Here is a 19,607-nt window from a genome sequence, read left to right as displayed (position 1 = left end):
AACTAAACGATGGCCGAGATGCCGGTGATGGCCCGTCCGGTCACCAGCGTATTGATCTCATGGGTGCCCTCATAGGAGTAGATGGCCTCCGCATCGGCGAAGATCTTGGCCATCTCAAAGTCGGTCACGATGCCGTTTCCGCCGAGGAGGCTCCGGCCAATGGCCACGCTCTCGCGCATCCGGGCGGTCGTGAACGCCTTGGCAAGCGCGGACTGTTCGTCCTTGGCCTGGCCTGCGTCTTCGAGCTGGGCAAGCCGGACCATCATGCCCATGGAGCTGACGGCATTGCCCAGGATCTGGACCAGCTGGCTCTGCACCAGCTGGAAGGACGCGAGCGGGCGTCCGAACTGGTGGCGCTCCACGGCATAGCGCCGGGCAACGTCGAAGGCAGCAAGCTGCTGGCCCACGGCCTGCCAGGCAACCGCGAGGCGGGTGACCTTCAGGACCTTGTTGGTGTCGCGGAAGCTGTTGGCATGGGCGAGTTTGAAGAAGTCCGGAACGGCCACATCCTTGAGCGTGATGTCCGCGTTCTGCACTGTCCGCAGCGATATCTTGTTCTCGATCTTGGCCGAGCTGAACCCGGGAAGCGTGGTGTCCACAAGGAATGCCTTCACCTGGTTGTCGGCGACGTCCTTGGCATAGATGACCACCCAGTCGGAAAAGGTCGCGTTCCCGATCCAGCGCTTGGCACCGTTGAGGATCCAGTGGTCACCCTCGCGTCGGGCCGTGGTGCGCGTTCCGCCGGCGACGTCGGAACCGCCCAGGGGTTCCGTGAGGCCGAAGGCGCCGATCTTCCGGAGTGAGTAGATGTCCGGAAGCCACGCGTCCTGCTGCTCGCGGGAAGCGAGCGCCTCGATGGACCCGGTGAAGAGGCCGTCATGCACACCCATGAACGTGGCGATGGACGTGTCCGCGCGGGTGACCTCGGCGTGCATAATGCCCGCGAAGAGGTTGGAGTGGCCCTGCCGCCGCACCGGGCTGACCAGGTCGAGCTCGGCGAGCTTGGGGATCAGCTCCATCGGAAACTCGCCCCGGTTCCAGCAGTCCACCGCAATGGGCTTCACTTCACGGGCGAGGAAGACGCGGATCTCGGCCAGCCTGTCCTGCTCCTTGCTGCTGAGCATCTGCTCGAAGGCGAAGAAGTCCCCGTCGGCGTAGGGCAGGTTGTTGATGTCGGTGGCAGCTGTGGACATGATGTTCCTTCGCGGGTGATCAGCAGCGGCCCAGGGGCCGGGCGCCTTGCGTCTGCGGTATGTTACTGGTCAGTAACTTACCGCAGATGTGCAGGGAAACAAAGTGTCCCGCAGCGCCGGAAAACAAAGGAGCCGCGGCCGGCGTCGAAACGTCGGCCGCGGCTCCCGTGGAGGATGGTAGGGCTACTCGGACTTGAACCGAGGACCTTAGGATTATGAGTCCCGCGCTCTAACCAGCTGAGCTATAGCCCCACGCCATGGATACTGCAGCCCCGGCTATGGCGTGCCCGGGTGCAGTTCATCACCAGGGCCCGCCATCTGCAGGGCAGAAACACTCTAGCAAACTGGCAGCCGGCTTGAGGCCACCTTCGCTTTAGACCACCTTCGCTTTAGACCACCTTGTCGTCGTAGCTCGCGCCGCGGTACAGGTCCTCGAAAGTCTGAAGGGTGCCCTGGATGCTGTGGGGCTCCACCATGCAGCGGCTGGCGTGCCCCATGGCCTTCCGCTCCTCGGCCGGCAGGCGCAGGATCCGCGTCAGCTTGGCCGCCAGGTCGGCGCTGTCATTGGGCGTGAACAGGTAACCGTTCTCACCGTCCCGCACCAGATGGGGAAGGGCCATGGCGTCGGCCAGCAGCACGGGCGTGGACGCGGACATCGCCTCCAGGGTCACGAGCGACTGCAGCTCCGCCGTTCCCGGCATGCAGAAGATGTCCGCCTTGATGTAGGCCTGCCGCAAGTCCTCGTCGCTGGCCATTCCCAGGAACTTCACCCGGTCCCGCAGCCCAAGCCGCTCCACCAGCGACTCCAGGGCGGGGCGGACTTCCCCGCCGCCCACGATTTCCAGGTGCACGTTCAGGTCCGCGGGGCTGGCCGCCACGGCCCGGATCAGCACATCAACGTGCTTCTCTTCCGCCAGCCGGCCCGCGAAAAGCACAGTGGGGTAGGCGTGAGGCTCTATGACTTCGTCCGGCCTGGGCTCGTAGGCGGCGGAGTCGATGCCGTTGGACAGCGGCAGGACCTTGCGCAGGAACGCGTGCTGGTGCATGGCCTTGGCAGCCAGCGGAGTAGGCGTGGTCACGACGTCCGCCTTGCCCATCACCTTCCCCATGTCCTTCCAGGAGATCTTCCCGATGATGTCCTTGAACCACTGCGGGAACGGCAGGAACGGGTTGAGGTTCTCGGGCATGAAGTGGTTGGTGGCAACGATCCGGATGCCGCGCTTCTCGGCTTCGTACAGCACGTGCTCGCCGATCATGTAATGGCTCTGGATGTGCACCACGTCGGGCTTGACGCGGTCGAACAGCAGGCTGATCTCTTTCTTGATTTCCCAGGGGAAGGTGATCCGGAAGTACTCGTGCGTGGGCACGGAGTGGGAACGGATCCGGTGCACGGTGCCCTCAGCGCGGAACTCGGTGAAGCTCTTGCCCTTGTCCGGCCGGCAGGCAAGGACGTGGACGTCGTGTCCGCGGCCCGTCATTCCCTTGGCCAGCCTGTAGCCGAACTGTGCGGCGCCGTTGACGTGGGGTGGGTAGGTGTCCGCCGCGATGAGAATGGTCAGTGGGCGCTGGGCATCGGGCATGGTCACGTGGAGAGCTCCTGGTGGTCACGGTACGGTCGGCTTTGGCTGACCGCGCCTGGTGGCCGCTGGCGCGTTGGCGCCTGGCCCGCAGTGAAAATCGGCTAGTGGGATGCCCTGCCCGCGGCCTTCCGAGCGTCTTTCTTCCGCTTGGTCACCTCGGGGTGGTGCCTGGAGAGGGCTATCACCCCCACGATAGCAAGGGATGCTGCCGTACCCATGGCAATCGCCATGACGGCGTGGACATCCGGACGCAGTTCGCCGAGGATGGCGATGCCGATAGCGATGCCCACAATGGGGTCGATCACCGTCAGCCCGGCAATCACGAGGTCGGGCGGACCGGTGGAGTACGCGCTCTGCACGAACCAAGATCCCAGGCCGCCGGCCGCTACTATGGCGAGCACCGAGTACCACTGCACATTCAGCAGGCCAAGGCCGTTCGGATCGAGGAGGTGCTTGCCGATGATCCGGGTCAGCACCGCCACGAATCCGAACAAAACCCCGGCGCCAAGGATGTAGACGAAGGCGCTCATGCGGTGCTTGAACATGGCCGCCAGCGTGCCGAAGATCCCCACGGCCAGGGCGAGCAGCAGCACAATAGTGAGTTCGTCGTCAAAACTGACGTGGTGGTTTTCCTGCGTAACGTTCACGGCAAGCAGGACGAACAGTGCCGAGCCAGTGACGCACCCGGAGATCGCCACCACCGTGGCCCGGTTGATGCTCAGCCCCTGGTCCTTGGCGTTCACCACGGTGGTGATCACCAGGGCAATGGCTCCGATGGGCTGCACCACCGTCAGCGGGGCCGACACCAGGGCGACGGCGTTCATCGCCATGCCCATGCACAAAAGCAGGAGCCCGAGGACCCACCGGGGATTCCGCAGGAGCCGCAGGAATCCGTTGGAGCTGAGCGCCAGCCCACCGGTATCGGCTTTGACTGCACTCCCCTGGCGCTGGGCCCCGAAGGCCAGGAAAAATGCGCCCAGTACCGCAAGGAAAACCGCAATCCACACCATCAGCTGTGCCCGCCGTCGTCGTCCTTGAGCGTTTTGCCCTTCCGGCGGATGGCCCAGAAATAGTTGTAGGCGGCCACCCAGTGGCCGATCAGCCCCAGGCCGAGCACGATCCAGGCCGTGACGAAGTAGGCATCCGCAAAGGGGATGGGGAGTTTCGAGAGCACCAGGAGCGGAGTTCCCAGCAGCAGCAGTCCGGTGCGGGCTTTGCCCACCAGGCTGACGGGCAGGTCCGGATGGCCGTGGAAATAGAAGAGCGACATCGCGAGCAGCACGGCATCCGGCACCACCAGGGCTGCCAGGTACCACCACTGGACCACTCCGGCTATCACCAGCGTGACCGCCACCGATATCAGCGCCAGCCGATCGGCGATGGGGTCCAGGACCCGGCCCAGCTTTGAGGTCTGATTGAACCGCCGCGCGACGTACCCGTCCACCCAGTCGGTGCTTCCCATGATGGCCAGCACCAGCACGGCGAGGCCGTACTCCTTCTGCGCGAGCACGAGCCAGATGAAGAGCGGCACGCCCATAAAGCGCAGCACGGTGAGGAGGTTAGGGACGGTGAAGACCAGATCGCGGTCGACGTGCGGCTGGCCGGGCCGGGAACCAGCGCCGATGAACCTCATCCGGTCCCCCTCTCCATGGCGGGCGGCGTCTTCCTGTCAAAGATCAGGGCAGCGCTCAGCTCTTGAATAGTTTGCGCAGCAGGGCGAGCAGGACGGCAGTGGATGCGGCGAAGGCGAGCAGCGGCTTCCACCGGGCTTCCAGCTGCCCCGGAAGGGTACCGGAGGCCTCTCCGGAACGGGCCGATGACGAGAGTGCTGCGACCTTTTCGGCAGCCCTCTCCTTGCCCTCCCGGAACCTGTCCTTGCCCGTGTCCAGCCGGTGCCGGGCAACGGCAAGCAGGGCCTCGCCCTGGGGCTTGACGTCCAGCTCCTCACCGAGCTCGTCCCGTGCGCCCTTGAGGTGCTCGCGGCGCTGGTGCAGGCGGCGGCGGAGTTCAGGCTCGGTAGGGGCAGGCAGGTCAATCGCCTCGGCTTTTGCCTTGGCTTCCTTGTCTGCCTTCTCCTTGGCCTTGGCCGCCTCCTTGGCTTCCTTGGCTGCCTTGGCCTGCGGCGAATTCGGGTCCAGCACGGCGGCGTCGAAGTCAGAGCCTTCCTTGGCGATGCCAAGATCGTGCTTGAGGCCGCGGATGGTGTCCTCCGGGACGAGCGGCATGGCCTTCTTGAACTTCCGGAGGCCGATGAGCCCGCCGATGAGGGCAATGATCAGGAACACGGCGCATACGAGCAGTGCCGCGAGCCAGGCGGGCATGATGGTGGCGAGTCCCATGATGGCGGCGACGATCAGTCCGGTCAGCAGGAAAGCGGCGAACACGGCGGCCACTCCGAAGAACGCTCCGGCAACGCCGAGCTGCTTGCCTTTGCGCTTGACTTCAACCTTGGCCAGCGCGATCTCGTCGTTGAGCTGGCGCGGCGCCAGTTGGAAGATGAGCTTCAACGTTTTTGGCAGCGCAGTAATACGCAATCCTTGGTTGGCCCGCCCGCTGTGACGCCCGCTCATAGGTTCCGCCTAACTGGTTCCATAGTCGATTCTTCTTCCGCTTCTGCGGGGCGGACTGTGGCACATCGCGTCCCCGCTGACAAAACTATCATTCAGGGTCAGCCACAACTTCTGGAAATACTTTCCGGCGAGCCCTGCAACGCTGTAAAAGTATGATCTTTGCGCCCTAGGATTGGTCTCTGTGACCACCATCAACCCGGGCGACGCGCTCAGCCGCCGTCAGAAATTCCTCTACATCCTTCTTCTCGGCGCCCTCACGGCCCTGGGTCCGTTTACCGTGGACCTCTACCTACCTGCCTTCCCCGCGTTGGAGGCAAGCCTGGGCGTATCGGAGGCCGCCGTCCAGCTGACGCTGACCGGCACAACGCTCGGCTTTGCGCTGGGGCAACTCGTGGTCGGCCCGTTCAGTGACAAGTTCGGCCGGAGGATGCCCCTCATCCTGGCCACCGCCGTGCACATCGCCGCCTCGATCGGGGCCGCGCTTTCCACGGACATTGCCACGCTGGGCGTGTTCCGTGTCCTGATGGGCATTGGCGCCGCCGGCGGCGGTGTGGTGGCCATGGCCATGGTGCGCGACCTCTTCAGCGGCTACGCCATGGTCCGGATGTTCTCACGCATGGCCCTGGTCAACGGGCTGGCCCCGATCCTGGCGCCCGTCATCGGATCACAGCTGCTCCTGGTCATGCCGTGGCCGGGCATCTTCGTGTTCCTGGCGTGCTACGGCACGCTGGTCATTGTTGCCGCGATGTTCCTGGTCCGCGAGACGCTGCCGCGTGAGAAGCGCGGACTGTCGGGGCTGACGGCCGGGCAGCGGTACCGTGCGCTCTTCTCCGACCGGGTCTTCGTCGGCCTGCTGATGCTTGGCGGCATGAACTTCGCGGGGCTGTTCACGTACCTGTCCGCATCACCGTTCCTGTTCCAGGACATCTACGGGTTCACGCCGCAGCAGTACGGCCTGCTGTTCGGCATCAACTCACTGGGAATCGTGGCCGGCGTCCAGACCAGCTCCAGGCTCATCCGGCGGGTGCCTCCGCAGTGGATTCTTGCCGGCTCCACCGCCTGGATGTTCCTGATGGCCGTACTGATCGTCATCTTCGACCAGCTGGGGTTCGGGCTCTGGGGCGTGATGGTGCCGCTGTGGTTCTACATCCTCGGCACGGGCTTCACCTTCCCGAGCGTGCAGGTCCTGGCACTGTCCAGCCACGGCGCGCAGGCCGGCACGGCGGCGTCGCTGCTGGGCGCCTCCACCTTCATGATGGCCGGCCTCATCTCGCCCGTGGTGGGCTGGCTGGGCGGCAGCTCCGCCACTCCCATGGGTGCCGTGCAGGCATGCTGCATCTTCCTCGCCGCCGCAGCGCTGTGGCTCGTGGTCAGGCCCCGGACCGTCCCATCCATCCACTAGCCCCCGGGCTGCCCTCAGCCAGTAGTCTGGCAGCATGACTCGCAAACCCCACCGCAACGGCCGCGGGCTGTTCGTTGGAGCGGTCCTCGGAGCGGTGGCAGGGTACTTCGCAGGCCGGGCAATGGGATACCCGGCGCTGGGCATGATCCTCGGCGCCGTGGCGGGTTCGGCGCTGCTGTACCGCCTCAACCCGGGACCGTGGAACCGGCCCTGAGAGCCGCCGCCCATCTGTTCGGCGCGGCCCCGCGCGCGATAAAGTTGATACGTGCCCCACTGGCAGGATCATCCTCCACTTCCGGCCACGTGGCAGCGGTGTGACGCCGGCATACTGCCGTTGTGGTGGGACCGGCTGTGCACACAGACCAGTGCGCAGTCGGCGGCTCTCTATGCGGCGGGACTTTTCACCGAAGACCGACGCCGGCCCATCGCCCAGTGGTTCAACCCGGCCTTCAATGCGGCCCTGCTGGTGGCCCCTGAAACATCCCCGGAATGGCCGGTGCAGCGCTTCGGCATCTTTTACGCCCCGCCCGACGGCGGGTTCACCCGCGTCCATTCCTCTCCGCACGAGTGGCATCCCCGGGAGCCCCGGAAGTCGCCCACCGAAAGGGAGGCCTTCGAGGCGGCCGTGGCCGAGGCCGAGAGGTTCCTCCAAGTGGAGATGGACTTCGTCTGAGCGAGGCTCGGGCGGTCAAAAGACAACAGCCCCCGGCCTCTAGGAGACCGGGGGCTGCAACTTGCTCCTCCTGCTGGACTTGAACCAGCAACCCTTCGATTAACAGTCGAATGCTCTGCCAATTGAGCTAAGGAGGAATGAAGCAGGTATGACATTAGCAAAGGTCTTGCCGCTATGGGAAATCGGCGCAGCAACGGCCCCGCGATACCCTTCCAGGGTATAAAAAAGTCCCCGTTCCGGAGGCCCGGAACGGGGACTGAGCGCTCCTCCTGCTGGACTTGAACCAGCAACCCTTCGATTAACAGTCGAATGCTCTGCCAATTGAGCTAAGGAGGAATGAAGCGGGTATAAGCCTAGCAAAGACTCCGCCGGGAAACGAAATCGGCGCCGGGACGGGCTGCTCCGCGCGTTGCCTAGAGGCGAGTCAGGCGTCGGAGCGCAGCGAGCGGCGCTCCATTTCCAGCATCATCAGTTCGCGGTTCAGCCGCTGGAATTCCTCCGGGTGGGCGGAGGCGTCCAGCCGCTGCAGCTGCCCCATCTTGTCCGCCTTGACTCGCGTGATCTGCAGTTCGAAAAGCCGGGCCAGGATGTCACGACAGTATTTGAGCACGCCCTCGGCGTTGCTCGCCGGCAGCGGCACGACTGCAAGCTCCGAAACCAGCGGCCGGAGGGGCTCCGGCACCTCCTGCATCACCTGTTCCACCCACCTCACCGGGTCCCCGATGAGTCCCGGTCCGGACGCACGCATGGCGTCCTGGACGGCCTGGTAGGCGGGAGTGGCGAACCGGACGGCAGCAAACCGCTCCCAGATGCCGCCGCCCAGCATCGCCGGCTCCTGGAGGGCCACCTCCAGCGCCTGTCGCTCCATGGACGCGACAGGGTCCCGCGGGTCGGGACGGTTGAAGGACGGCAGCACGCCCGACGGTGGAAGCGCAGTAACGCCGGGAGCCGAGTTTTGCGAAGGGCCCGGTGCGCCGCGCTTGGCGGCGGCGGCGACAGCGCCGCCCACGTCCTCGATGGACATCCCCAGCCATCCGGCCAGTTCCCGCGTATACGCAGGCCGGATGCCGGCGTCGCGGATCTGGGCCACCACCGGGGCCGACTCGCGCAGCGCGGCCACACGGCCCTCCACGGTGTCCAGGTCGTGCCGCTTTAGGGCCGCCCGGATAGCGAATTCAAAGAGCGGCCGGCGAGTGCCGATCAACTCGCGGACGGCGGCGTCACCCCGGGTCTGGCGCAGGTCGCAGGGGTCGGCGCCGGTGGGCTCCACCGCGACATAGGTCTGCGCCGTGAAGCGCTGGTCCTCCTCGAAGGCCCGCAGGGCAGCTTTCTGGCCGGCGGCGTCGCCGTCGAAGGTGAAGATGACCTCTCCCCCGGTGCCGTCGTCGGACAGCAGCCGGCGGGCGATCTTGATGTGTTCGGTACCGAATGCCGTACCGCAGGTGGCCACCGCCGTCGGGATTCCCGCGAGGTGGCACGCCATCACGTCCGTGTAGCCCTCCACCACCACCAGCTGGCGCTCCCTGGCGATATTCCGTTTGGCGAGGTCGATCCCGTAGAGCACCTGGGACTTCTTGTAGAGGGTGGTCTCCGGGGTGTTGAGGTATTTGGGGCCTTGGTCGTCCTCGTAGAGCTTGCGCGCGCCGAAGCCGATGGTGTCACCGGCGATGTCGCGGATGGGCCAGATGAGGCGGCCGCGGAACCGGTCGTAGATCCCCCGGTTGCCCTCGGAAAACATCCCGGTCAGTTTGAGCTCCTGATCGGTAAAGCCGCGTCCGCGGAGGTGCTTGAGGAGCGCATCCCAGCCCTGCGGTGCATAGCCCACACCGAACTGCTCAGCGGCGGCGCGGTCGAAGCCGCGCCCGTGCAGGAAGTTGCGGCCCTCGGCGGCGCCCGGCGTCAGCAGCTGCGCGCGGAAGAACTCATCGGCCACCTTGTGGGCGTCCAGGAGGCGCTGGCGTTTGCCCACCTCTTCCCGGTTGGGCCCGGTGCCGCCGTCTTCGTAGCGCAGCTCGTAGCCGATCCGGGCGGCGAGCTTCTCCACGGCCTCGTGGAAGGAGGTGTGGTCCAGCTTCTGCACGAACGCGATGACGTCGCCGTCCTCACCGCAGCCGAAGCAGTGGTACCGGCCCGCCTGGGGGCGGACGGTGAACGACGGCGAGCGCTCGTCGTGGAAGGGGCACAGGCCTTTGAAAGAACCCAGCCCGGCACTCTTGAGCGTGACGTAGCCGTCGACGACTTCCTTGATGTCCGTGCGCTGGCGTACTTCGTCGATATCTTCACGTTTGATCAGCCCAGCCACGAAGCCATCCTAGCCCCGGGGACGGACAACGAAGAGCAGATTATGGCCTCCATCACCACAGGGACGGCAGGCTGCCGACCAGCCGTTCGTACATGGCCAGCGCGGAGCCGTCCGTCAGCGAGGCCACCTGGTCGATGACCACGCGGAGCCGGGCGCCGTCGTCGGCGGCGTCGCGCCAGTCGGCGGCGAACATCGGTTCCAGGTGCCGGTCCCCGGAGGCGTTCAGGGACGTCACGAGGGCATGGAGGACCTCACGCTGCCGCTCGTAGATGGGCTGGCGGTGGTCCGTGGTCATCACGAACGTGGTGGCCAGGCCCTTCATCACGGCGATTTCCATGACGGTCTCGTCCGGGACCATGAGTTCGGCCCTGTAGCGTGTCAGGTTTTCCGGACCGTAGACGGCGCGCGTGGTCTCGAGGGCGCTCTGACAGAACCGGCCGATCAACTGGCTGGTCATGTCCTTCAGGGCCGCCATGGACTTGCGGCTGCCGTCGGCCTCGCGCACCCAGACGTCCGTGGCCTCCAGCCGGGCGAGGGCGGCATCGATGGCAGCGGGATCGTTGTGGGGCAGGTACCACTGCTTGGCATAGCCCACCACCCGGGCCCGGTGGTCCGGGTTGTCCATCCAGCGCAGCTGGAAATGGCCGGCGACGATCGCGTCCTCGACGTCGTGGACGGAGTACGAAATGTCGTCCGCAAGGTCCATGACCTGGGCCTCGAGGCACGACCGCCGCTCCGGCGCGCCGTCCCTGATCCACTTGAAGATGGGCAGATCGTCCTCGTAGGCGCCGAACTTGCTGGTGCGCTGGCCGTGGATCACCGGGGCGTCCAAGGCGGACCAGGGGTACTTCGCCGCTGCGTCGAGGCTGGCCCGCGTCAGGTTCAGGCCGGCCGGCCGGCCCTCGGTGTCCAGGACCTTCGGCTCGAGCCGCGTGAGCAGCCTGAGCGTCTGCGCGTTGCCTTCGAAGCCCCCGATTGCGTGCGCCATCTCGTTCAGCGCCGACTCGCCGTTATGGCCGAACGGCGGGTGCCCGAGGTCGTGGCTGAGGCAGGCAGTGTCCACCACATCCGGATCGCAGCCCAGGGCACGTCCGAGCTCACGGCCCACCTGCGCCACCTCGAGGCTGTGCGTCAGCCGGGTGCGGACAAAGTCATCCGTGTCCGGCGCCACCACCTGGGTCTTGGCACCAAGCCGGCGCAGGGCCGAGGAGTGCAGCACGCGGGCACGGTCACGCTCGAAATCGGACCGGTAGGTGTTTTTGGGCGGTTCCTCCACCCAGCGGGCGGAGTCATGCGGCCGGTAACCGGGCAGGGACAGGGACGGCCCCCGGGCGGGGACCAGCTGGCTCTCGGCGAGCTGGCTTTCACCCACCGGACACATCCAGTTCCGCCGCGGAGATGTCGCGGGTCTGGTCCGCGTCCATCTGCCTGCTCAGCAGCCAGTCCTTGGGCAGGGCCGGTTTCTTGGGCGAACCGGCACGGCCGCGCGGGCCTTCCGAATCGACACCCGGGTAGGGCAGGTCCATGTCCAGCTGGTCCAGCAGTTCGCGCAGCACCTCGAGAGTGGGCACTGTGGCCAGCTTGGCGCGCAGTTCGCCGCCCACGACGTAGCCCTTGAAGTACCAGGCCATGTGCTTGCGAATCTCGCGCAGGGCCTTGTATTCGTCGTTGCCGAAGGTTTCCACCATGAGCTCGGCATGGCGGTAGACGCCTTCGGCCACCTGGCGCAGGCCCGGGCGGTGCCGCTTGTCGCTTCCTTCGAAGGCGGCCTGCAGGTCACCGAAAAGCCAGGGACGGCCCTGGCAGCCGCGGCCCACCACCACGCCGTCGACGCCCGTTTCGCGGACCATGCGCACGGCGTCCTCCGCGGACCAGATGTCGCCGTTGCCCAGCAGGGGGATGTCAGGGAGGGCCTCCCGCAGGCGGGCGATCGCGGACCAGTCGGCCTGGCCGGAGTAGAACTGCGCGGCAGTGCGTCCGTGGAGCGCGACGGCGGCAACACCGGCATCGCGGGCGATGCGGCCGGCGTCGAGGTACGTCAGGTGGTCGTCGTCGATGCCCTTGCGCATCTTGATGGTCAGCGGGATGCCGCCTTTGGACGCTTCCCTGACCGCGGTCTGCACGATGGCGGTGAAGAGGTCGATCTTCCAGGGCAGGGCCGAGCCGCCGCCGCGTCTGGTGACCTTGGGCACGGGGCAGCCGAAGTTGAGGTCGATGTGGTCCGCCCGGTCCTCGTCGACGAGCATGCGCACTGCCTGGCCCACCGTGACGGGGTCCACGCCGTAGAGCTGGACGGAGCGGACTTTCTCGTCGTCGTCGTGCGAGATGATGCGCAGCGACTCCGGCGTGCGTTCGACCAGTGCGCGGGAGGTGACCATCTCCGCCACGTACATGCCGCCGCCGTATTCACGGCAGAGCCTGCGGAAGGCGGTGTTGGTGATTCCGGCCATGGGTGCCAGCACCACCGGGGTGTCCACGGTGATGGGGCCGAGTTTCAGCGGCGGAAGTTCCAGCTTGGGGGCAGGAGGCGTAGCTACAACAGTCACCTGTCCATTGTCTCAAAGCCGGGCAAATCGAACAGAACGCCCGACGACGGCGCTCAGCCGCGCGGGGCGGCCCGCCTTCCCCGCCGGGTCTCGGCCTGCGGCGCGGGGTCCTCGCCCGCCGTCGTGCCTTCCACTGGCGGGGCTCCCGCCGTCGGCCTTTCTGCTGGCTGGGTTTCCGCCGTCGGGCTTTCCCCGGCCACTGCCGCCGCCGCAGCGAGGGCACCGGTGTCGTCGACGTCGTCGGGCGTCACTGCGGTCCGCCCGCCGGTGCGGATGCCGGTGGCCTTGACCACGAATACGGCGATGAGCGTGGTGACCGGAATGGCCAGGACCAGGCCGATCGACCCCACCAGCGTGCGGATGACTTCCTCGGAGAGCTCGGCGCTGGTGAGCGCTTCGCCGAGCTGGCGGTCGTAAAGCATCACGATGATGAGGATGGGCAGCGCCGCGCCGGCGTACGCGAAGGCAATGGTGTACACAGTGGAGGCGATGTGGTCCCGGCCGATCCTCATCGCCGACGTGAACAGCTTGCGGGCGCTGGTGGCCGGCGCCAGTTCATACAGTTCCCACACCGCTGACGACTGGGTGATGGTGACGTCGTTCAGCACGCCGAGCCCGGAAATGATGAGCCCGCACAGGATGATGCCGGAGATGGAGATGCTGCCCGAGATGTTGACCAGGGTGGCGGCGTCATGGCTGCCCACGCCGGCGAGGTTCGCCGCATCCGTTGCCCAGGCGGCCAGCAGCGCCGTGATGGCGAGCCCGAACATGGTTCCCAGCAGCGCGGTGGACGTCCGCGCCGAGAAGCCGTGCGCGAAGTACAGCACCCCGATCATGATCACCGTGGATCCCACGAGCGCCAGCAGCAGCGGCGGTTTCCCCTCCACGAGTCCGGGAAGCATGAAGCTCACCAGCACAAAGTAGGCGCCGACGAGGCCGATCAGGGCGCGGAGCCCGCGCCAGCGCGCCACGGCCACCACCACCAGGGCGTAAAGGACGGCCAGCAGGATGATGGGCATGGTCCGGACAAAATCCACGAAGATGTACGACGGCGTGCCCTGGGCGGCGGCCGCGCCTTGGGCGTTGGAGAGGTTGAGGTAGCGGATGTTGTCGCCCACCTGGACGCCGTGCGATTTGGCGACGTCCGGGTTGATCACCACCTTGACCGGGTTTCCGCCCTTGTCCGGCTCGGTGAAAGCGAACATGCACTGTGATCCGCCGCCGTCCTGGGCGCCGCCCTGGGAACCCTGTGGCGGGTCCTGTCCGGTCGCCGGACTGCAACTCTCCGTGACGACTCGCTGGATCCGCCCCGTATCGAAGGTGACACCGGGGGCCGCGGCGTAGGGGTTGGCCAGCGTCAGGCCCTCTCGGCTGCCGGAGGGCCAGAGCGCCGCCATGGCCGCGAGCGTCAGCAGGGTCAGCGGAATCAGCACCGCGGCCAGAATCCTGTTTGCTTTCCTGCGGGCGGCAATCGCTTGGGCCGTTGGCTCCGAATGCTCTGTGTGGCCGTGAGAGTGACCGGAACCCATCAGCAGTTAGACCTCATGCTTGAACTCTACGGCGGTCACCTTAATGTTGATAAATAGACCTAGGAAGTCGGAGGACACAGGAGTGAGCCAGCGCAGAACTGACCGGCACGAAACGGAACCCGCAGCGCTGCCGGAGGGATCGCCGTCGGAAGCTGTCCTGACCATCCTGCGCCCGGCGGGAACCACGCGCGGCGTGGCGCTGGTCCTTCACGGCGGCCGGTCGCACAGTTTCGAGCCGGTCGAGGCCCGGCATTTGAGCCCGGCCCGGATGGTGCCGTTTGCGCGGCATCTGCATCGGGCGGGGAAGAAGCGCGGCCTGGCGGTGTGGATCCTGCGGAACCGGGTGCGCGGCTGGAACGGCGGCGAGATGTCCCCCCTGAAGGACGCCCGCTGGGCGCTGGCGAAGATCCGCGAAGCGCACCCCGGGCTGCCCGTGTACCTGCTGGGGCACTCCATGGGCGGCCTCACCGCCATCTGCGTTGCGGACGATCCCCAGGTGGACGCCGTGGTGGCACTGGCTCCGTGGCTGACCGACGCAACACCGGCCGCGCCGGTGACCGGGCGGAAGCTCCTGATCGTGCACGGCGACCAGGACCGCTGGACAAGTCCGGCCGCATCATTGCGGTTCGCCCGGCGTGCCGGTCAGCACGCCGATGTGGTGCAGTACGTCTCGCTCCGCGGTGCCGGCCACTTCATGTTCCGGCGCGTGCGGCTCTGGCACACGCTGGCCACCGGATTCCTGATGAAGGCCTTCAGCGACAGGACCGGCACGGTCGGGGCCAAGCCGTCCTCAGCGGCTGCCGCGCTGGACCGGCTGGTGCCGCCCTCCGGTAACGTCCCGGTTGTGCTGTGAGCCCGTTCCCGCTGGACGCGTTCCTGGCCGCCCTGCCGTGGGCGGCGCTTGCCGTTCTCGTCGTGCTTGGCGTGACTTTTGCGGTGGCCGTGGCCCAGGGCCGGCACTCGGTGATGGACGTGGCGTGGGGGCCGGGTTTCGTCGCTGTCGCAGCGGTCTCCTTTGTACTCTCGTCCGGCGCCGGAGATGACACTCGGCGGCTGCTGCTGCTCGTGCTGACGGGCATCTGGGGGCTCCGGCTCGGCACGCACATCGGCCGGCGGGCCCGCGGCGGCCACGAGGACCCGCGCTATGCCGCGATGCTTGAAGGTGCGCCCGGCTCGCGGAACGTTTACGCCCTCCGCCGGGTGTACCTGCCCCAGGGCGTGGTGATGTTCTTCGTGTCCTTGACCGTCCAGGTGGGCATGTTCAGCACGGGACCGGTGGGGGCGCTGGCCGTCGCCGGGCTGTTGTGCTGGCTGATCGGATTCTTCTTCGAGACCGTGGGTGACCGGCAGCTCGCGCGGTTCAAGGCGGACCCGTCGCGGCGCGGAACGGTGCTGAACACCGGGCTGTGGCGCTACACCCGCCACCCGAATTACTTCGGCGACGCCGCCGTGTGGGCCGGGCTGTTCCTCATCGCGGCGGATTCCTGGCCCGGGGCCCTGACAGTTCTCTCCCCCGCGCTGATGATCTGGACTCTGGCAGGCAAGACCGGAAAGCCGCTCACGGAAAAAGCCATGTCCGGCCGCCCGGGGTACCGCGAGTATGTGGAGTCCACGAGCGGCTTCATCCCCTGGCCGCCCCGGCGCCACTGACTCGCGGTGCCACTGACCGCCGCGCCACTGACTCGCGGCGGCGCCGGCGGCGCCGCAACTGACTCGCGGCACGCGCGGCGGCGCGCTTCGGCCGGCTTACCGGCGCTTTGGCTAGGCTCCATGGGTACGCACGTGCTCAATGGAGAGGGATCCTTCCTGTGGCAGACACAGTCCTGACAAGAAGCGAGATCGACGAACGCGGCCTGGCCCGCCTGGCCCAGCGGCTGGCCGCGTGGACGGAAAAGTGGTTCCCGGACGCCTACATCTTCGCGCTGGCCGGGGTGGTCCTCATTGCCGTGGCCGCCCTCGGCATCGGCGCCTCGCCCCAGTCCATCGCCGATTCGTTCGGCAACGGCTTCTGGGACCTCACCGCATTCACCCTGCAGATGGCCATGGTGGTGCTCACCGGCTACGTGGCGGCGACGTCCCCGCCGGTGGCAAAGCTCATCAACCGGCTCGCGCTGGTCCCGTCGACTGCACAGACCGCCGTGAGCTTCGTGGCGCTGCTGTCCATGTCCGTATCCTTCCTGAACTGGGGCCTCAGCCTCATTTTCGGCGGCCTCCTGGCCCGCGCCATCGCGCGCCGCACGGACCTGTCAGTTGACTACCGCGCGTTGGGCGCGGCGGCGTTCATGGGCCTCGGCGCCGTCTGGGCCTTAGGGCTGTCATCCTCGGCCGCCCAACTGCAGGCCACGGCCGCATCGCTGCCGCCGGCGCTGCTGCAGATCACCGGCGTCCTGGATTTCGGCACCACCATTTTCACCTGGCAGTCGCTACTCACCCTTGTCATCCTCATGGCGCTCACCACGGTCATCGCGCACTTCTCTGCACCCCGCGGTGCCGCCGTGCGCACGGCCGAGGACCTGGGTGTGGACCTCGACGACGAACCCAGCGAACCGGCGCCGCGTTCCCGCCCTGGCGAATGGCTGGAATACAGCATGATCCTGCCGGTGCTCGCCGGGGTCCTGACCCTGGGCTGGCTGGTGTCCCAGTTCCTCACCAAGCCCTTCCTGACCGTGGTGAGCAGCCTCAACGGCTACCTGCTGGTGTTCCTCATCCTAGGCCTCGTGCTGCACCGGACGCCGCGGAACTTCCTGCAGGCCGTGACCAAGGCCGTGCCGGCGACCGCCGGAATCCTCGTCCAGTTTCCGCTCTACGCGGCCATGGCCGCCATCCTCACGAAGGCCACCGGCCACGGCGGCATGTCCCTCTCGGCACACCTGGCCGAATTCTTTTCTGACATCGGCGGCGGCGGCGCGTTCGCCGTCGTGATTGCCCTCTATACCGCCGTGCTGGGGCTGTTCGTTCCCTCCGGCGGCGGGAAATGGCTGGTGGAGGCGCCGTACGTGATGCAGGCGGCAACGGACGTGAACATGAACCTGGGCTGGACCGTCCAGATCTACAACATCGCCGAGGCCCTGCCCAACCTGATCAACCCGTTCTTCATGCTGCCGCTGCTGGCGGTACTGAGGCTGCGGGCCCGCGACCTGGTGGGCTTCACGTTCCTGCAGTTCGTGTTCCACCTGCCCGTGGTGCTCCTGCTGGTGTGGCTGCTGGGAATGACGTTCGACTACGTTCCGCCGGTGATCCCCAGCGGAAAGTAGATAGCTCTTAAACCGGGCTGACCCGCAGCAGTTCCCGTTCGAAACGGGAACTGCTGCGGGTCAGCCCGGTTAAAGGCTAGGCCGGGTCGGCTACGACGAACGTCTCGGATCCCTGACGCCGGGCCTTGCCGGATTCCATCAGGGGTTCGACGACGGCGCGCACCGCTGTCATGGAGTCGTCCAGTTCCATGAGGACCGGATACTGGTACGCGATGAGGGCCAGGAGGTCACGGACCGCGGCCTGGGCCTCCTCCGCGTCCAGCTCGGGCTCATGGCCGAGGAACACGTCCGAGGGATGGTCCGAGCTGCCCTGCGCGTAGCTGACGGCGAACGCCTGCAGCCGGCCTTTCTTCGACGCCGGCACGCCCTGGCCGAAAGCGCTGGCCTTCGGGGCCCGCAGCACGATCGCGCCGTGGGCGCCGCTGAGGTCGTCCAGGAACAGCCGCTGCACCGTGGCGACGCTCAGCTCGCCCGGGCTGTCCCAGCCGTGCACGGCCGTGTAGTACCTGCCCACCACGTCGGAAAGCTCCACCGAGCCGGTGGCTAGATCCTCGATGCGCTCCGATGCCGCTTCCTCGGAACCGTCCCCGAAGACGGGGAGCTTCAGGGCTGCCGGCTCCACCACCACGAGCTGCGAGCGCTGGATGGGAGCCAGTCCGGCCGCCTCCGCGAACGCCGCGCCGGGGGTGCCCGGCTCCACCTTGCACCGCAGCTTGGAAACGCCCGACGGCGACCCTTCAGCCTCGCGCCGGAGCATCACCAGGAGAGTGGAACCGACGCCGGAGCGGCGATGGTCCCGTGCCACCTCGATGTAGGCCCAGAGGCGTTCCGGGTGCAGGGAGGCCTCGTGGACCACCCCCGCGGCCACCGGAATCGCCACGCCGTCCACGACGTCCTCGGCAACGATGCAGCGCCGCCACGGAGAGTTGCCGGACGGTGCCAGCGTTCCGCGGAACTGCCCGGCCTGGACGGTTTCCGGGTCTCCCCAGATCTCCAGCAGCGCGAGGTCGTCGCCCTCGCGCCACTCGCGGTATTGGATCGCCACGGCTAGGCGCCGATCAGCCGTGCGGCCAGGTAGCCCTCCACCTTGTCCAGGGAGACGCGTTCCTGGCTCATGGTGTCGCGCTCGCGGATGGTGACGGCCTGGTCGTCGAGGGTGTCGAAGTCCACCGTGATGCAGAACGGGGTGCCGATTTCGTCCTGGCGGCGGTAGCGGCGGCCGATGGCGCCGGCGTCGTCGAAGTCGATGTTCCAGTTCTTGCGGAGCTGGGCGCCGAGGGCCTTGGCCTTCGGGGAGAGGTCCTCGTTGCGGCTCAGCGGAAGCACGGCGGCCTTGACCGGTGCTAGCCGCGGGTCCAGCTTGAGCACGGTGCGGACGTCCACGCCGCCCTTGGCGTTGGGGGCCTCGTCCTCGGTGTAGGCGTCGATCAGGAAGGCCATGAACGAGCGGGTCAGGCCTGCGGCGGGCTCGATCACGTACGGGGTGTAGCGCTCGTTGGTGGCCTGGTTGAAGTAGCTCAGGTCAGTGCCCGATGCCTTGGCGTGCGTTGAGAGGTCGAAGTCCGTGCGGTTGGCGATGCCTTCGAGCTCGCCCCACTCCGAGCCCTGGAAGCCGAAGCGGTATTCGATGTCCGTGGTGCCCTTGGAGTAGTGGCTGAGCTTGTCCAGCGGGTGCTCGAAGAAGCGCAGGTTCTCCTCGCGGATGCCCAGGCCGGTGTACCAGTCCATGCGCTCCTTCATCCAGTACTGGTGCCACTGCTCGTCCGTGCCGGGCTCGACGAAGAATTCCATCTCCATCTGCTCGAACTCGCGGGTGCGGAAGATGAAGTTGCCCGGTGTGATCTCGTTGCGGAAGGACTTGCCGATCTGGCCGATGCCGAACGGGGGCTTCTTGCGGGACGTGGTCAGCACGTTGTTGAAGTTCACGAAGATACCCTGGGCCGTCTCGGGGCGCAGGTAGTGCAGGCCCTCTTCGCTGGCCACCGGGCCGAGGAACGTCTTCAGGAGCCCGGAGAACTCCTGCGGCTCGGTCCACTCGCCGCGGGTGCCGCAGTTGGCGCAGGCGATGTCCTTGAGGCCGTTTTCGGCCGGACGGCCCTTCTTTTCCTCGTACTCTTCTTCGAGGTGGTCGGCGCGGTAGCGCTTGTGGCAGGAGAGGCACTCCACCAGCGGGTCAGAGAAGACCTCGACGTGGCCTGATGCTTCCCAGACCTGGCGGGGCAGGATGACGGAGGAATCCAGGCCCACCACGTCCTCGCGGCCGCGCACCACGGACTGCCACCACTGGCGCTTGATGTTTTCCTTCAGTTCGGCACCGAGGGGGCCGTAGTCCCAGGCGGAACGCGAGCCTCCGTAGATCTCGCCGGCCTGGAAAACGAAGCCCCTCCGCTTGGAGAGGGAGATGACCTGGTCGAGGACGGATTTTGCTGCCATGGGAACTCCAATTTCTACAGGGCCGCTGGGTGCGGTCCGCGGTTTCTGGCCCCGGAACCCCGGCTGGTTGCCGGGCGGGGGTATGCGAAGGGAAGAATGTGCAGAAAGCTGCGAGTCCTAGCCTA

17 protein-coding genes and 3 tRNA genes are annotated in these 19,607 nt (G+C 66.9%); 6 read left to right on the top strand and 14 right to left on the bottom strand.

Annotated elements, in window-relative coordinates; genetic code table 11:
- Positions 1-2 precede the first annotated feature (2 nt).
- From CXQ90_RS04370 to CXQ90_RS04345, 6 genes are all read right to left on the bottom strand, one after another.
- Complete coding sequence (locus CXQ90_RS04370) at positions 3-1,193, bottom strand: acyl-CoA dehydrogenase family protein (protein WP_104137233.1); 1,191 nt, start codon at positions 1,191-1,193, stop codon at positions 3-5.
- Positions 1,194-1,368: 175 nt separating this feature from the next.
- Positions 1,369-1,445 (bottom strand) — tRNA-Ile (locus tag CXQ90_RS04365).
- Between the two features lie 137 nt (positions 1,446-1,582).
- Positions 1,583-2,779 carry a glycosyltransferase gene (locus CXQ90_RS04360; protein WP_104137231.1) on the bottom strand — a complete coding sequence of 399 codons (1,197 nt, stop codon included), beginning with the start codon at positions 2,777-2,779 and terminating at the stop codon, positions 1,583-1,585.
- A gap of 95 nt (positions 2,780-2,874) precedes the next feature.
- The gene (locus CXQ90_RS04355) at positions 2,875-3,783 is read right to left on the bottom strand and encodes a DMT family transporter (RefSeq protein WP_104137230.1); all 909 of its coding nucleotides are present in this window, start codon (positions 3,781-3,783) and stop codon (positions 2,875-2,877) included.
- On the bottom strand, positions 3,783-4,406 hold the full coding sequence (locus tag CXQ90_RS04350) for a CDP-alcohol phosphatidyltransferase family protein (RefSeq protein ID WP_104137228.1): 624 nt from the start codon (positions 4,404-4,406) through the stop codon (positions 3,783-3,785). The genes CXQ90_RS04355 and CXQ90_RS04350 overlap by 1 nt, the downstream gene beginning before the upstream one ends.
- Before the next feature lie 55 nt (positions 4,407-4,461).
- Positions 4,462-5,343: a phage holin family protein gene (locus CXQ90_RS04345; protein WP_104137227.1), complete on the bottom strand. Its 882-nt coding sequence runs from the start codon at positions 5,341-5,343 to the stop codon at positions 4,462-4,464.
- A gap of 172 nt (positions 5,344-5,515) precedes the next feature.
- Between CXQ90_RS04345 and CXQ90_RS04340 the strand changes: the two genes are divergently transcribed.
- From CXQ90_RS04340 to CXQ90_RS04330, 3 genes are read left to right on the top strand one after another with little or no spacing between them, the layout of a single operon-like run.
- Positions 5,516-6,745, top strand: a complete 1,230-nt coding sequence (locus tag CXQ90_RS04340; RefSeq protein WP_104137225.1) for a multidrug effflux MFS transporter — start codon at positions 5,516-5,518, stop codon at positions 6,743-6,745.
- Positions 6,746-6,779: 34 nt separating this feature from the next.
- Positions 6,780-6,959, top strand: coding sequence for a hypothetical protein (locus tag CXQ90_RS04335; protein ID WP_104137224.1), 180 nt, complete (start codon positions 6,780-6,782; stop codon positions 6,957-6,959).
- Between the two features lie 51 nt (positions 6,960-7,010).
- A complete protein-coding gene (locus CXQ90_RS04330; RefSeq protein ID WP_104137223.1) occupies positions 7,011-7,418 on the top strand; it encodes a hypothetical protein in 408 nt (135 codons plus the stop codon).
- Positions 7,419-7,482: 64 nt separating this feature from the next.
- On the opposite strand, the gene CXQ90_RS04325 is transcribed toward CXQ90_RS04330, so the two are convergent.
- The 6 genes from CXQ90_RS04325 to CXQ90_RS04300 all read right to left on the bottom strand — a co-directional run bounded on the left by CXQ90_RS04325 (position 7,483) and on the right by CXQ90_RS04300 (position 13,795).
- Positions 7,483-7,555, bottom strand: a tRNA-Asn gene (locus CXQ90_RS04325).
- A gap of 126 nt (positions 7,556-7,681) precedes the next feature.
- A tRNA-Asn gene (locus CXQ90_RS04320) sits at positions 7,682-7,754 on the bottom strand.
- 88 nt (positions 7,755-7,842) lie between these two features.
- The gene (dnaG, locus tag CXQ90_RS04315; RefSeq protein ID WP_104137221.1) at positions 7,843-9,720 is read right to left on the bottom strand and encodes a DNA primase; all 1,878 of its coding nucleotides are present in this window, start codon (positions 9,718-9,720) and stop codon (positions 7,843-7,845) included.
- A gap of 52 nt (positions 9,721-9,772) precedes the next feature.
- Positions 9,773-11,062, bottom strand: a complete 1,290-nt coding sequence (locus CXQ90_RS04310; protein ID WP_104137451.1) for a deoxyguanosinetriphosphate triphosphohydrolase — start codon at positions 11,060-11,062, stop codon at positions 9,773-9,775.
- A 22-nt stretch (positions 11,063-11,084) separates the two neighbouring features.
- The gene (gene dusB / locus CXQ90_RS04305) at positions 11,085-12,266 is read right to left on the bottom strand and encodes a tRNA dihydrouridine synthase DusB (protein ID WP_104137220.1); all 1,182 of its coding nucleotides are present in this window, start codon (positions 12,264-12,266) and stop codon (positions 11,085-11,087) included.
- Between the two features lie 53 nt (positions 12,267-12,319).
- Positions 12,320-13,795 (bottom strand): YibE/F family protein, encoded by a 1,476-nt coding sequence (locus CXQ90_RS04300; RefSeq protein ID WP_104137218.1) that lies wholly within the window; start codon positions 13,793-13,795, stop codon positions 12,320-12,322.
- A gap of 127 nt (positions 13,796-13,922) precedes the next feature.
- On the opposite strand from CXQ90_RS04300, the gene CXQ90_RS04295 reads away from it, so the two are divergent.
- The 3 genes from CXQ90_RS04295 (at position 13,923) to CXQ90_RS04285 (ending at position 17,049) form a co-directional block, all read left to right on the top strand.
- Complete coding sequence (locus CXQ90_RS04295; protein WP_258064366.1) at positions 13,923-14,648, top strand: alpha/beta hydrolase; 726 nt, start codon at positions 13,923-13,925, stop codon at positions 14,646-14,648.
- Positions 14,645-15,445, top strand: a complete 801-nt coding sequence (locus CXQ90_RS04290) for a DUF1295 domain-containing protein (RefSeq protein WP_104137215.1) — start codon at positions 14,645-14,647, stop codon at positions 15,443-15,445. The genes CXQ90_RS04295 and CXQ90_RS04290 overlap by 4 nt, the downstream gene beginning before the upstream one ends.
- 158 nt (positions 15,446-15,603) lie before the next feature.
- Positions 15,604-17,049 carry a short-chain fatty acid transporter gene (locus tag CXQ90_RS04285; RefSeq protein WP_219816631.1) on the top strand — a complete coding sequence of 482 codons (1,446 nt, stop codon included), beginning with the start codon at positions 15,604-15,606 and terminating at the stop codon, positions 17,047-17,049.
- A 76-nt stretch (positions 17,050-17,125) separates the two neighbouring features.
- Here the strand turns inward: CXQ90_RS04285 and CXQ90_RS04280 are convergent, their stop codons facing one another.
- A complete protein-coding gene (locus tag CXQ90_RS04280) occupies positions 17,126-18,094 on the bottom strand; it encodes a GNAT family N-acetyltransferase (RefSeq protein ID WP_104137214.1) in 969 nt (322 codons plus the stop codon).
- Positions 18,095-18,096: 2 nt separating this feature from the next.
- Entirely contained in the window at positions 18,097-19,482 is a 1,386-nt protein-coding gene (locus CXQ90_RS04275) for a glycine--tRNA ligase (protein ID WP_104137212.1), read from the bottom strand.
- Positions 19,483-19,607 lie beyond the last annotated feature (125 nt).

Source organism: Arthrobacter sp. ZGTC131 (genome assembly GCF_002929275.1).
Lineage (GTDB): Bacteria > Actinomycetota > Actinomycetes > Actinomycetales > Micrococcaceae > Arthrobacter.
The sequence above is the reverse complement of the archived record's forward strand: the minus strand, read 5'-3'. Positions and strand labels throughout refer to the sequence as shown.